Source organism: Secundilactobacillus kimchicus JCM 15530 (genome assembly GCF_001433995.1).
GTDB classification, from domain to species: Bacteria; Bacillota; Bacilli; order Lactobacillales; family Lactobacillaceae; genus Secundilactobacillus; species Secundilactobacillus kimchicus.
Window position 1 is genome coordinate 41,090 of record NZ_AZCX01000010.1, and the last position, 13,711, is coordinate 54,800.

At 44.0% G+C, this 13,711-nt stretch carries 16 protein-coding genes; 8 read left to right on the top strand and 8 right to left on the bottom strand.

Annotation, left to right across the window (positions count from 1 at the left end):
• The first annotated feature begins 176 nt into the window (after positions 1-176).
• The 7 genes from FC96_RS10480 (at position 177) to FC96_RS10510 (ending at position 6,235) form a co-directional block, all read left to right on the top strand.
• Positions 177-1,322, top strand: coding sequence for an amidohydrolase (locus FC96_RS10480; protein WP_056942962.1), 1,146 nt, complete (start codon positions 177-179; stop codon positions 1,320-1,322).
• 17 nt (positions 1,323-1,339) lie between these two features.
• Complete coding sequence (locus tag FC96_RS10485; RefSeq protein WP_054659827.1) at positions 1,340-2,308, top strand: glutathione S-transferase family protein; 969 nt, start codon at positions 1,340-1,342, stop codon at positions 2,306-2,308.
• A 154-nt stretch (positions 2,309-2,462) separates the two neighbouring features.
• The gene (locus FC96_RS10490; RefSeq protein ID WP_054660076.1) at positions 2,463-3,377 is read left to right on the top strand and encodes a glutathione S-transferase family protein; all 915 of its coding nucleotides are present in this window, start codon (positions 2,463-2,465) and stop codon (positions 3,375-3,377) included.
• A gap of 14 nt (positions 3,378-3,391) precedes the next feature.
• Positions 3,392-4,240, top strand: a complete 849-nt coding sequence (locus FC96_RS10495) for a transporter substrate-binding domain-containing protein (RefSeq protein WP_056942963.1) — start codon at positions 3,392-3,394, stop codon at positions 4,238-4,240.
• The gene (locus FC96_RS10500; protein WP_056942964.1) at positions 4,241-5,023 is read left to right on the top strand and encodes an amino acid ABC transporter permease; all 783 of its coding nucleotides are present in this window, start codon (positions 4,241-4,243) and stop codon (positions 5,021-5,023) included. It begins immediately after the preceding gene.
• Complete coding sequence (locus tag FC96_RS10505; protein ID WP_056942965.1) at positions 5,020-5,769, top strand: amino acid ABC transporter ATP-binding protein; 750 nt, start codon at positions 5,020-5,022, stop codon at positions 5,767-5,769. Before FC96_RS10500 ends, FC96_RS10505 begins: the two co-directional genes overlap by 4 nt.
• 13 nt (positions 5,770-5,782) lie before the next feature.
• The gene (locus tag FC96_RS10510) at positions 5,783-6,235 is read left to right on the top strand and encodes a GNAT family N-acetyltransferase (protein WP_056942966.1); all 453 of its coding nucleotides are present in this window, start codon (positions 5,783-5,785) and stop codon (positions 6,233-6,235) included.
• A gap of 179 nt (positions 6,236-6,414) precedes the next feature.
• Here FC96_RS10510 and FC96_RS10515 read toward each other — a convergent pair whose 3' ends face one another.
• The 7 genes from FC96_RS10515 to FC96_RS10545 all read right to left on the bottom strand — a co-directional run bounded on the left by FC96_RS10515 (position 6,415) and on the right by FC96_RS10545 (position 11,194).
• A complete protein-coding gene (locus tag FC96_RS10515; protein ID WP_056942967.1) occupies positions 6,415-6,618 on the bottom strand; it encodes an SDR family oxidoreductase in 204 nt (67 codons plus the stop codon).
• A 100-nt stretch (positions 6,619-6,718) separates the two neighbouring features.
• The gene (locus tag FC96_RS10520) at positions 6,719-6,976 is read right to left on the bottom strand and encodes an SDR family NAD(P)-dependent oxidoreductase (RefSeq protein ID WP_054659840.1); all 258 of its coding nucleotides are present in this window, start codon (positions 6,974-6,976) and stop codon (positions 6,719-6,721) included.
• Positions 6,977-7,101: 125 nt separating this feature from the next.
• Positions 7,102-8,145, bottom strand: coding sequence for a uroporphyrinogen decarboxylase family protein (locus FC96_RS10525; protein WP_056942968.1), 1,044 nt, complete (start codon positions 8,143-8,145; stop codon positions 7,102-7,104).
• Entirely contained in the window at positions 8,142-8,846 is a 705-nt protein-coding gene (locus FC96_RS10530; protein WP_056942969.1) for an amino acid ABC transporter permease, read from the bottom strand. Before FC96_RS10530 ends, FC96_RS10525 begins: the two co-directional genes overlap by 4 nt.
• On the bottom strand, positions 8,843-9,553 hold the full coding sequence (locus FC96_RS10535; RefSeq protein WP_054659844.1) for an amino acid ABC transporter permease: 711 nt from the start codon (positions 9,551-9,553) through the stop codon (positions 8,843-8,845). The genes FC96_RS10530 and FC96_RS10535 overlap by 4 nt, the downstream gene beginning before the upstream one ends.
• 15 nt (positions 9,554-9,568) lie before the next feature.
• Entirely contained in the window at positions 9,569-10,390 is an 822-nt protein-coding gene (locus FC96_RS10540; protein WP_056942970.1) for a transporter substrate-binding domain-containing protein, read from the bottom strand.
• A 3-nt stretch (positions 10,391-10,393) separates the two neighbouring features.
• On the bottom strand, positions 10,394-11,194 hold the full coding sequence (locus FC96_RS10545; protein ID WP_056942971.1) for an amino acid ABC transporter ATP-binding protein: 801 nt from the start codon (positions 11,192-11,194) through the stop codon (positions 10,394-10,396).
• A 579-nt stretch (positions 11,195-11,773) separates the two neighbouring features.
• On the opposite strand from FC96_RS10545, the gene FC96_RS10550 reads away from it, so the two are divergent.
• Positions 11,774-13,102, top strand: coding sequence for a dihydrolipoyl dehydrogenase family protein (locus FC96_RS10550; protein WP_054659850.1), 1,329 nt, complete (start codon positions 11,774-11,776; stop codon positions 13,100-13,102).
• Between the two features lie 74 nt (positions 13,103-13,176).
• Here FC96_RS10550 and FC96_RS10555 read toward each other — a convergent pair whose 3' ends face one another.
• On the bottom strand, positions 13,177-13,674 hold the full coding sequence (locus FC96_RS10555) for a DoxX family membrane protein (RefSeq protein ID WP_056942972.1): 498 nt from the start codon (positions 13,672-13,674) through the stop codon (positions 13,177-13,179).
• Positions 13,675-13,711: the final 37 nt, after the last annotated feature.

Consider the following 13,711-nt stretch of genomic DNA (forward strand, 5'->3'; position numbering starts at 1 on the left):
TGCAAGCTTCTGCCACGGTTGGATCCGTTATAATCCCAGACATCAACAGGTGTCGTAGAGGCTGCATTAGTAATAGTGCGGCGAAGTAGGGTGGTATCGCGAGTTTTCGTCCCTTAACCAGATTGTTTGGTTAGGGGGCGGAAACTTTTTTTGTTGAAAGGAAAGGTGACGTCACAATGACAGCAACTCAGACGGATTTAGAAACAACGATTCGCGAGACACGGCATTACTTACATCAGTATCCCGAATTGTCGGACCACGAAGTCCAGACGACAGCGTATCTCACGAAACGATTAGTGGCACTGGGGTATCGGATCATCACACCAGCGGGGTTAAGGACCGGGGTCATCGCTGAAATTGGTCATGGTCAACCGGTTGTTGGCTTGCGCTCCGACATTGACGCACTGCCGATTAAAGAAGCGACCGGGCTAACCTTTAGTTCCGAAAATGACGGGGTCATGCACGCTTGTGGGCACGATTTTCACATGGCGGCATTACTGGGAGCCGCTGAGTTACTAGCTGGAGAAGCGGCGTCGTTGAACGGTACCATTCGCCTCGTTTTTCAACCGGCTGAAGAGACCCACGTCGGTGCCCAAGAGGTTCGCGATGCCGGGGGCGTTGAGGGGCTAGACGCCATTATCGGGTTCCACAATAAACCCGATTTGCCAGCGGGCACGATTGGTTTATTACCCGGTGGTCTGATGGCCGCCGTTGATGAATTCAAGGTGACGTTTACCGGGGTGGGTACCCATGCCGCCATGCCGCAGTTTGGCCGTGATCCAATTATCGCCCTGACACACACGGTTAATGCCCTGCAGACCATCGTCAGTCGAAACGAGGATCCCCAACAAACAGCGGTTATCTCGGTGACTCATATTGAAGGAGGCAACACTTGGAATGTCATTCCGGGCTCTTCGTGGTTTGAAGGGACCGTTAGAACCTTTGATCATCAGGCAAGGGCGGTTGCAAAACAGCGATTTACGGAAGTTATCAATGGTCAAGCTGCAACCTTTGGGGTTCAAGCTGAAATTAATTGGCAGACGGGGCCGGACGTCGTGGATAACAATCCAGAACTAGAAGCGGTCGTTGAAGCGGAGAGTCGCGAGCACTTCGACGTGGTGGCGCCTCAGCCATCAAATGCGGGGGAAGATTTTGCATTTTTTAGTCAGCGGATTCCAAGCGTTTTTGCCTTTATTGGCAGTCATGGTAATTCTGATTGGCACCATGCTGATTTAAGACTAGACGATGCTGGCTTGCTTCCTGCCGCTAAGTGGTACTACTACAACGCTAAAGCCTTATTGACTTATCTTTCAACCAAATAAAATGGAGTGTGACGATAATGACAGAATTATTGTATAAATCTGAAATTGCAACGAACGGAAAATTTGAACGGCAAGGCAATGAATTTAGTACACCGTTTGGGGACCAAGCTGGTCAATTACCCGTGGTTGCCGGCAAGTACCGGTTAATTTGGTCAGCCGCTTGTCCCTGGGCCACCCGATCCGCAATTGTCATTAAACTTCTGGGACTAGAAGACGCTATCAGCATTGGCAAAGCCAGCCCGCTTCGGCCTAAGAAAGAATTTGCGGATTGGAATTTTGACCTAGACGACGGGGGTGTGGATCCGGTACTGGGCATTCATGAATTATCCGAAGCCTATTTAAAGGCCGATCCTAACTATGACGGTCGCCCGACAGTGCCAGCGATTGTTGATATTGAGAGTGGAAAGGTTGTCCAGAACGACTATTTCAAACTGACGAACTACTACGAAGTTGAATGGCAAAAATTTCAAAGAAAAGATGCCCCAGACCTTTACCCAGAAAAGTTGCGGCCAGATATTGATGCTTTAAATGACATTATTTTTCACGATGTTAATAACGGTGTCTATAAAGCGGGATTTGCCACGTCACAGGCAGCTTACGAAGCGGCGTATGACCGGCTGTTTTACCGGTTAGACTGGTTGGAAGAACGCTTGAGTCATCACCGATACTTATTTGGCAATCAACTGACGGATTCGGATGTCCGGCTATATACGACGTTAGCACGATTTGACGCTGCCTACTATGACAAGTTCCGTTGCAACAAGCGCCGCCTTCGTGACTATGACAACCTTTGGGAATACGCTAAGGATCTGTATAGTATTCCAGCATTTAAGGAAGCGACGGAATTTGATGCCATTAAAATCCACTATCATACCTCGGGTCATTTGACGGGAACAACTGATGAGTTTAAAGCCATTCCTAAAGGCCCTGATGAATCGGTTTGGCTCGCACCCAATAATCGCAATCGCTTTGAAGCACAAGCCTAAGGAGGCGTTAAAGATGACAGAAAAAGAACTATCTCAAGAATTACAAGCTATTGATACAAGTGACGCAAACGCCTTTTGTGTCGTTGATTTTTCTTCCGGGAAAGCCGTTAAACGGGAAGTTGACGCGTATCAATATGAGATCTTAAGTAGCCATATTTCGACCAGTGAAAAGGCCAAAGAAGTTGCTGATGACGGAACGTTTGAACGCCAGACCAACCAATTTACCCAACGCTTTGGTGACGGCCCCGATGAACTAGCCGCTGAACCCAACCGTTATCGCTTAATTTGGGGTGAGATTTGCCCGTGGTCAAACCGGGCCGCTATTGTGCGCAAATTGTTGGGATTGGAAGACGTGATTAGTGTCGGGAAAGTCTCACCGATTCGGACGTCTGAGGGCTGGGATTTTACGCTGGATCTGGATGACGTCGACCCGGTATTAGGGATTCACTACCTCGGCGAGGCGTACTTAAAAGCGGATGCCGAGTACAGTAATCGGGCAACGATTCCAGCTTTAATTGATATCACGTCAGGAAAAGTCGTGAATAACGATTACCATACGTTAACTAATCAGTTTGAAGTGGCCTTTAAAGACTATCAAAAAGCCGATGCTCCCGATCTTTACCCGGTCGACTTGCGAGAAGAGATTGATCAACTCAACAGCATCTTGTTTCATGAGGTCAATAACGCGGTTTATCAAGCAGGTTTTGCTGAATCTCAACAGGCCTACGAGACCGCTTATGATAAGTTGTTTAAACGGTTGGATTGGCTGGAAGAGCGGTTGGCGACCCGGCGGTTTTTATTCGGCGACCAGCTAACCGACTCAGACGTGCGCCTCTACGTGACCCTTGCCCGGTTTGATACGGCCTACTATCCCGTCTTTCACTGCAATCGTAATCGCCTCATTGATTTTCCTAACTTGTGGCGGTATGCCAAGACGTTGTATCGTATTCCGGCATTTCGTGATACGACGAACTTTGAAGCAATCAAAAAGGGCTATCAGTTGATTAAGGACAATCCGTACAACATCTTGTCAAAGGGTCCGGATCAACGGATCTGGGATGAAGACTAAGTGGAGGAAGACAAATGAAAATAAGACAGCGTTTAACCGTTTTAGCAGCGGCCGCCCTGATTATCCTCGGTGGGTTGGGCCTTTCAGGCTGTTCAAAATCAACTAAAGCCGACAATAAGACCCAGACCATTACGGTCGGAACGTCCGGCGCGCCCAAGCCGTTTACGTACGTGAACAGTCACCAAAAGTTGGTGGGGTATGACATTGACACGGTGCGAGCCATTGCAAAAGAGATCCCGGGATTAAAAGTGAATTTTCAAAAGACCGAGATTCCCTCAATTTTGGCGGGCCTTGATTCGGGACGCTTCCAGGTGGGGGCCAATAACTTCGCGTCCAATCCGCAACGGCGCGAAAAGTATTACTATTCAAAGCCGACGTTTAAGGACCAGTATGTGATTGTTGTGAAAAAAAACAATCATACCATCAAATCGTTTGATGACATTGCGGGTAAAACAACGATTAGCGCGCCCGGCGTCAATTTTACGACCGCCGTTGAAACGTTTAACAAAAAGGCGAAGGTTAAATCAAAGATTACCTATTCAAACGAAGATCCGGCTAAGACGCTGCAGGACGTTCAAGATGGCAAGTACGACTACGTGTTAATCGATAAACCACTTTATCAAAATTATCAAAAGACGTACCATCTATCAGGAATCAAGGCAGTCAATTTAACTCAGTTAGATAGTAAACAGATTTCGGCAAGTACCCCGTACAGCTATTTGTTGGTCGAAAAAACGCCAGAGGGTAAAAAATTGCTAAAAAAAATCAACGCTGCGATTACTAAAATTCAAGCGAATGGCACTGCCAAGAAAATTAGTGAAACGTACTTTTACGGTGACTATACCCCCAAAGAAGGCGATTAAATGCAACACCTTATTGATTTTAAGCTGATATTCACCCAAATTCCGACGTTACTTCAATACTTGCCCAACACGTTAATGATCACTTTTTTCTCAATGATTATCGGGTTGGCAGTGGGGCTCGTCCTCGCCATCGTCAAGCTTAACCGCATCCCCGTCTTGAGTCAGGTTGTTGCAGTCTTTGTGTCCTTTATTCGGGGGACGCCCATTATCGTGCAGTTGTATTTAACCTATTACGGCATCCCAATTTTTTTGAAATATCTGAATTACTATCAGGGGACAACTTACAGTGTGAACGCCATTCCGGCCTTAGCTTTTGTCTTATTAGCCTTTTCGCTTAATGAAGCAGCTTATAATTCGGAAAACATCAGAGCGGCCATCTTGGCAGTTGATAAAGGAGAACTGGAAGCGGCCCAATCGCTTGGGATGACTCGTTGGGAAGTGCTGCGCCGGGTGACGATACCCGAAGCGTTCGTGGTGGCGCTTCCAACACTTGGGAACGCCTTTATTGGCTTAATGAAAAACACGTCATTGGCATTTGTGGCCTCCGTGGTCGACCTAACGGCGGAAGGCCAAATCTTGGCCGGTAATAGTTATCGTTATTTTGAATCTTACCTTTCACTAGCGATTATTTATTGGGGATTAACGATTATTACTGAGCAAATTTTACGGCTATTAGAACGGCGGCTTACAGTTTTTGAACGTGCATCTGAGTTACGAGTGGCCAATCATGATCAGCAATCTGGGCTAAACCGGTTCTTCATTAGGAAGCGGGTGACACAGTGATCGAATTAAAGGGATTAACGAAGTCGTTTAACCGCCAACTTATATTTAAGGACTTAAACTTACGGATCGAGTCGGGTGAAGTCATTGGATTAATTGGCCCTTCAGGGGCTGGAAAGTCAACGTTGCTACGTTGTTTGAATTTACTAGAAACCCCAGATAGTGGCTCGTTAACGATCGATGGATTAACATACCACGCACCTAAAATTTCTAACCGGCAAAAAATCCAATTTCGGCGTCAATCGAGCATGGTTTTTCAGCAATTTAATTTGTTCAGGCAAAAGAACATATTAGGAAATGTTAGCGAGGGATTGGTGACAGTGAAAGGGCTATCACGATCTGAAGCACAGAAGGTTGCAGTAGAACAGATTCAACGGGTTCGATTGGCAGATCATATCAATAAGTACCCGGGGCAACTATCAGGGGGTCAAAAGCAGCGAGTCGGCATTGCGAGGGCGCTGTCGATGGGGACAAACGTCTTGCTGTTGGATGAGCCAACATCAGCCCTAGATACAGAGTTGGTCGGTGATGTCCTGGACACAATTAAAGATGTCATCAGGCAGGATACTAACCAGACCGTTATTATTATTTCTCATGAATTGTCGTTTATCAAAGAAGTCGCATCACGAGTGTTGTTTTTTGATCAGGGTCAAATTTTGGAGGACGGGTCGCCTAGCGATGTGTTTGATCACCCCCAAAATGATCGGGTCAAGCAGTTCTTACAGCGGTATCAAGCACGGGCTATCTAGGAGGCGGACTAAAATGACAGTTGAAGTTTACCGAGTGAGCCAAATCTGGCAACTTGCCGATGTTTATACCATCCGTCGGCAGACTAAGATTCATGGTAGCATTCCAGCTAAGCAGATTGAGTTTGATGAGGTGTGGGATCAACCATACCACTATTTATTGATTGAACAAGACGGTCAGCCAGTGGGGACATGCCGGTTGAATTTTACCCACACCGACTTTGCTAAAATTGAGCGAGTGTCAGTCATTGACGGCTACCAAGGCCAGGGATTTGGTCGGTTGTTGATTGAAAAGGCAGAACAGTGGTCCCAGGAGCGTGGTTATCACCAGGTGGTCATTACCAGTTTGGATACGGCAATCGGCTTTTATCAGAAACTTGGCTACGTTCCTCAAGGCGGCGCGGTTGTCCAAGATGATGGGGTTTCAACAATTTATACGGAGAAGCAGCTGTTGCCAGCTGAAGTTTAAATTGGTGGTATTGTAGAAAAAAGGCTCGTATTGATTAAGTCAAAAATGGTAAAAGTCAGGTCCCAGGATTAGGGTCTGGGGTAAGAACGGGTACCACCGCACAAAAAGACGCAACATTCCTGATTGATTGGGATGTTGTGTCTTTTTGTGCGGTGCCGAGTAAGCCTTTATGTTGTGGGCTATTGAGCCATATACCCACCCTCAACCGGTAACTCGACACCGGTAATGAATGAGGCTTCATAGAAAGCTAAAAACAACGCGGCACGGGCGATTTCTGCGGTTTTTCCCCGGGCCATTGGATGGTAACTGTCCTCTAATTGGTCCTTAGGGGCTTGGTACTTATTTGCCGCGTAATCGGCCATTTGGGGTATCACTGATTTCATCCCTAAAAAGACGCCCTTTGCGTCAATATTAATGAGCCAGTCCCATTGTTTAACGGTGTGTCAGCCATACTAATTAACCGGAAACCCCCGGCGTTATTGCCTAAAGTATTAATTGGTCCCAATTTGTGCTCGGTTTTGGTGACGGCGTGATCCCAATCCGCTTCGTAACTTGTATCCTGTTTGAGAAAGACGGTTTTGGGGGAGTTAAGCGCATTTTCAAGCTATTTCCTGATGCTTCGTTAATGTCGGTGAAAACAACCGTTGCCTCCTCAGCCACGAACCGTTCGATGATGGCTTTACCGATACCGGTAGCACCACCAGTGACAATGGCAATTTTATCCGCTAATTGACGTGTCATAAGACAAGCCCGCCTTTAGATAGTGGCTTAGTATCCGACTTATTAATAACTGGGGATTCTAAAAAACGTAGCCTAGGTCGTAATGACCATAATGGCTACGTCTTTGACTAAACAGTTTGAGAGTACTATCCGAATTCTGCCGTGATATTTGATTCTCCTAAAACAGCTGATCGAATAGCATAAATGTTTTTTTCTGGAATTGATTGGCTTGCAACACAGCCGGGGCCAATAATGATTCCTTTAGCGTCAACTTCTCTGATAGCTTCTTGAACGTGGGTGAGAATTTGCTTTGGATTGCCTGACTTTAAAATGCTAGGTTGTTCGATCTCTCCGGTATCTTTATTACGGTATGGCAATTCATGTAACCCACCAATCAGTGTTTTGTTTGTTAACTTCCGAGCTTCTGATAAACTTGGTGATACAGATCTATCATGCCAATTTAGTGCCTGAACGGGGTATTTTGATACAATATCGAAATAAGTATGATCGCCATGAATGTGAGCAATGTTGAACCAAGTTTTATCCTTAAAAGCATCAAGTACAACTTTGTCGAAAGGTTCACCAAACTCAAGATATTCTTCTCTTGTGAAAAGGTTAGAAGTTGCAGTTTGTGTCGCGAAAAAGAAACCGTCTACGCCAGCGTTGATATTTTCTTTAATAAAGTTAATCGTGGTTTCAGCCAGAACACTTAAGGCATATTTAACAGCTTCGGGATGTTCTTTAATGTCTAAAAGCAATCGATCTCCAGAAAGTTTTAAAGCGTTAGTAAGTGGAGTGAAAATGGTTTGCACGATTGGAAATTGGTTCTTTGAAAAGTCTCGAGCGTAGTTGGCCAGTTCTACTTGCTTTCCGTAGGTGCCGTATGTTCCAGATAGGGGTTGTAGGCGATTCCAATCTTGATAGGTTGTAATGCCTGGTCGATGTAAAACTGCTGGATGGTCTAATTTGGTAAAATACTTAACTTCGGCTCCATAGTCTTCGACACCATACAGCCCGAATGGCATTAGTTTGATGAAATCGAAGTCGTATTTTTTTGCGAATTCGATTTGTTTTCGAGCTAGGAGTTTCGGATTTTGATCAACCTCTGGCATGTGGGCCCATAAGTTGACCGGGACTCGATCAACAGGGTGTTGTTGCAAGGTGGCTTTAATGCGTTCATAGTGGTTCATGCGGCATTGCTCCTTTCAAATCGACGAAGGTATTTTTCATAGTTTGAGAATAGTAGCGTCAATGCAATACATAAAATCCAATAAACAAGTGCAGCAGCGAGAAACGATTCAATATAGTAGAAATTATCAGCAGATTCTAATTTTGATTTTGCAAAAATATCGACAACAGAAACCAAAAATGCTAGTGATAGTTGGCGGATTAACAAGGTGTAGTAATTTAAAATTTTGGGTATGGCATCTGTTAATGCTTGTGGCAGTTTAATGGCGAAAAACTGTTGGTACTTGGTGTAACCAAGTGCTGCTGCAGCTTCAAGTTGATCTTTGCCAACTGATTTGAAAGAACTGCGAATAATTTCGGATAAAAAACTTGCGGCGTAAAGAGTGTAAGAAATCAAGACGGCGTAGATTGGATTTAGGTGTAGTGTGTCTACATGCAGGTTAAGATGATCGCTAAAGAGTTTAACAATCGGTGGTAGTGCGTAATAGAAAACGAGTAGGTGAATTAATAGAGGGACACCCCTGAAATACGAAATGTAAATACGATAAATAATTCGCGTAAGTCGATTTTGGGATTGACGTAATAGGGTTAACCCCGTGCCCAAAATAATACTAAGGAGTAGAATTAGTAGACTTAAAAAAAGAGTTTGAGGAACCACTGTCCATATATTCCAGAAATCAGATAGAAAAATTTTTTGATTCATCGTATAAGACTCCTTTCAGATGGGAGATCACGAAATTTGTCAATTCTAACCTCAAGAAAAGAAAGGACAAGGTTCAAAATAATGACAATTGCCCAGTAGATTAGACCTGCGCAAAAATAAGTTAATAGTGGTGATGAGGTGTAGTCATTAGAGACAATTGTGTCAGCTTGCCCCATCAAATCAACAGTACCCAATACAAAGAGAATGGATGATTGGTGAACCAGATTAATAATTTCGTTTCCAAGGCCAGGAATTGCAATGGACAAGGTCTGCGGAATCAAAACGTGAATATCAGCTTGTAGGGGTGTATAACCCATGGATAAAGCAGCATCTCGTTGTTCAGCGGATACTGTTAAGTAAGAAGGTCGCAGAATTTCAGATAGGTAAGCGCCATAGTACAGTGTAAATGTAATTACACAAAACAACATTTTACTAACTGAAGATAAATCGATTCCAAGGCTAAGTTTCACAACTAACGGAAGCCCGTAATAGACTAAAAATAGCTGTAAAACAATAGGAACGCTGCGAATAAAAGAAACGTAGACGGTTAAAATAGCTCTCAACCATTGATGTTGACTTAGCCGTCCAGCGGTTACAAGAATGGATAAGGATGATCCTAAAATCCAAGCAAAGATGATAAAGGTTAATGTCACAGGGACTCCTTTAAATAATTGGACAAACGTATTAAGAACTACTGAAAAAGTCATGATATCGCCTCATTTTTATTTTTCTTTAACGGCGTACTTAAAAACATTTTCACCAAAATACTTATTTGATAGTTTTGCCAATGTGCCATCATCTTTTAAGCTTTTTAGTGCTTTATCGACTCTCTTTGCAATCGAAGCGTTGTCTTTTGTAAACAAGAAGAAGGTTGGAAATGCTCGAACAGGGGCTGAGGTCGCAACGTTTGACAACTTCAATCCTTTAATAATATCTTCTTGACCAAGGTTAGAGGGATCAATTAAGGCATCGTATTTGCCACTATTTACATCTTTAAGTAATTGTTGCAGTGGAAATTCGTCGCTTGTTTTAATATTAATTTTGCTTTCCGGATGCTCTTTGTTCCAAGTAGTTAGGAGATTGTACATGCCTCCGTTGGGACTAACTGGAGCAAGATTAAGTTTTTTTAGATCATCTAGATTGGAAATCTTGTTTTTTACGTTCTTTTTGTTGGTGTATATTTTGACTAAACTTAATCCATCATTTTCTTGACCAACGTGGTATTTTTTAATTCGTTCTGGGTTACTATAAAAACCATTGGCTGCAAAGTCATACTTTTTTGAATCAAGTCCAACTAATTCTGCAGTCTGAGAAACCGCGTTAAAATTAAATTTGACGTTTCCCAGTTCTTTTTCAACGGCCTTTAGAACGTCCACTTCGTATCCTGTGAGTTTTCCGTTTTCTGTATAACTAAGTGGTTTGCTAGCAGATGAAACAGCGACCTGATAGTCATTTTTATTTTGGCTAGAAGCCTTTCCGCAAGCTGTTAATGTGATGAGTATCAGTGTTAAGATAAGGCTAAATCTGATTCTATGCTTTGACATGAATTAAACCACCTTTATTTTTTTGATTGAGGAGAACCGGGATGATGCATCAACTGTTTTGATACTAGGCAGCTGAACGTAGTGTTTTAAAAATGCCTGTGTGCGTTGCTTTTGAGGATGATGGAAAATTTGCTCGGGAGTCCCATTTTCAACGATGATACCTTTTTCCATGAAGACTACTTGATCGGATATTTCTTCGGCAAATCGCATTTCATGGGTAGCCAGTATGATAGTGATACCTGCTTGCTTAACTTTCCGAATGGCAGTTAATACTTCCTGGGACAACTCTGGATCTAGTGCGCTTGTCGGTTCATCGAACAAAATGACCTCGGGGTTTAGTGCTAAGGCTCTGGCAATGCTAACGCGCTGCTGTTGTCCTCCAGATAGTTGACTAGGGTAAGATTTCAGATAATCTTGCATACCAACCTGCTTTAACGCTTCTATGGCAATCTGATGAGCTTCAATTTTGCTGCGCTTTTTAACTAGCAACTGAGGCTGGACAACATTTTGAAAAACAGTTTCATTTTTGAAAAGATTGTATTGTTGAAAAACCATAGCCGTCTTACGTCGTAAGGCAAGTTTATCGTTTTTTGATAAATTGGGGGCTTCCAGAGATAAGTCATCAATTTCTATTTTTCCCTCAAGCGGGACTTCAAGTAAATTAATGGTTCTGAGTAGAGTCGTTTTTCCAGTTCCACTTGGTCCAATAAGGGTGACGACTTCACCTTTTTTAGCGTCTAAATCAATTCCATTCAATACTGTTCTATCAGAATATTGCTTATGGATATTTCGTAACTTTAGCATTTTCAAGACCTCGCTTTCTTAAATATTCAGAGAAATCGAAAAAACGCCTCTTTACTGACTAAAAGCCAGTAAAGGGACGTTTTCTCGCGGTACCACCCTAATTTATTTACCTTGTTACCAAAGTAAATCTCAACAACTCGTGTTCAAGTTAGGGATGATAACGCATCCTTGCGATTTAGAAGCTTGCACTTCTAAATGATATCCAGGCTCATATTCCCCATGACCCAATCCCCCCTTTTCCATCGTCCGGGTTTTCTAGTGGATTGGCAATCTTAGGTACTCTTCCCATCAACATCAATTATTAAAATTCGATTACATCTGAATGTGATTACAATAAGTCTAAGTGAGCTTATTGTCAATGATGAATTTTAGAAAATAAATGTGAAAAATGCTGAAAATCCCATTGCAGCGCTGATTTATCAGATTAAATTTCTGATAAATAGAACCGGAGAAACAAACTTATTCATAATTAATTGTGCACTATTAATTTTCCAATTCATATCAATTGCCTTCGTCAGTCCAAATAAGTTACGCTAAACTTGTATGGTAACGTTTCCGAATTGATAAGGAGGATGACGGATGGCAGATTATGATTACGATGTTTTATACCTTGGCTGTGGTCACGGGACTTTTGATGGTGCGATTCCATTGGCTCAGTCGGGCAAGAAAGTTGGCGTCATTGAAAGCCGGTTAATTGGTGGGACGTGTCCGAACCGCGGGTGCAACGCAAAGATTACGTTGGATGCCCCGGTTAAATTGACGCGGGCCAAAGAACGGCTGGAAGGCATTGTTAATGGCGACTGGTCGTTGGATTGGGGCCAAATGGTCGCTCAAAAGCAGGCCGTCATTGATCCGCTCCCCGACATGATTAGCGGGTTGCTGACCGGTGTTGGTGTCCAAATTATCACGGGTCGTGGTGAATTAACGGATGCGCACACCATTGAGGTGGACGGCAAGCCAATCACGGCCGATAAGCTCGTGATTGCGACGGGGCTCCGGCCAAACAAGTTGGCCATTCCGGGCACGGAACTTGCGCATGACAGTGAAGATTTTATGAATCTGACGACGCTACCAAAACGGCTGGCGATCGTTGGTTCGGGTTACATCAGCATGGAATTTGCCACCATGGCGAATGCTGCTGGGGCAGCGGTGACGGTGCTGATGCACGGCGACCGAGCGCTGCGACAGTTCCACCAACCGTTCGTTGAAACGGTTATCGATGATCTGACTAAGCGTGGGGTGACGTTTGTTAAAAATGCCGAGGTGAGCGAGTTTGCTCAGTCCGGTGACGCCTACACGGTCATATACGGTGATGGCCAAAGTCTGACAGTGGATTGGATTTTAGATGCAACGGGCCGGATTCCTAACGTGGAAAACATTGGCCTTGAAACGGTTGGCGTGGTGTTTAACGAACACGGGATCGAGGTTAACAATCATCTACAAACCAGTGTGGCTAACATTTATGCGTCGGGTGATGTCATTGATAAACAACAGCCGAAGCTAACACCAACGGCCATTTTTGAATCAGTCTACCTGATGCAGTTATTCTCAGGGCAAACGGATCAGCCAATTGACTATCCAGCGATTCCGTCGACGGTTTTCACCTCGCCACGAATTGCTAAGGTGGGTGAATCGGTGGAAACGGCCGAGAAAAAGGGTGATAAAGTCGTGACGAATCAGATCAAGGATGATTGGTACCGGCAAGTTGACCGGCAAACGTTGGGTGCTAGCAAGTTAGTCTTTGACGCTGATCATAAGCTGATTGGGGCCACTGAATGTAGTGAAGAGGCGGACAATGCCATCGACACCTTATTACCGGCTATTGAGTTTGGGCTGGATGCCAGTCAAATTGGCCGGATTGTCCATTTATTCCCAACGATTGCAGCGTCGGCGTGGGAAAAATTATAGCGGATGAGCTCGTATCAGTGACGTCCGAATGAAGACCACAAAAAAATCCCCGAGATACTATCTCGAGGATTTTTTTATTCAACCGACCGTTTCAAAAACGAAACGTGATCCCGTAACCATGGGATGATCCAACGATCCAAACCAATCTTACTTGCATTAAAGCCAGCTACTAAAATAAAAATTTCAATAATAATAAATAGCGGGTTAACCGAAACAGTGCCAGCAAATAAGTAAGCGAAGTTCATCACCATCCCGAAGAAGGCAGCCGCAGTTGCTAATGTGCCGAAGAATAAGCCTAAACCGACTAATAATTCGCCCCATGAGACCATGACGTTGAACAACGACATGTGAGGTTGAACAAACCCCTTCAAAAAGCTGGTATACCAGCCGTATGCGGGTTGCCCTTCAGGGGTCATCACCGGGTTTTTGATGGCATTAGTAATAAAACCAGTCGCATCAAATCCCTTTGACACCTTTGACCAGCCATCGCCAATCCATAAGAATCCAACGTACAAGCGAAGCAACGTTGTGATAACCATGCCGCTTGTCGAATGACGTAACCATTTAACCATTGTACTCACTCCTTGTAAGTATTTTTAGTAAGTATAT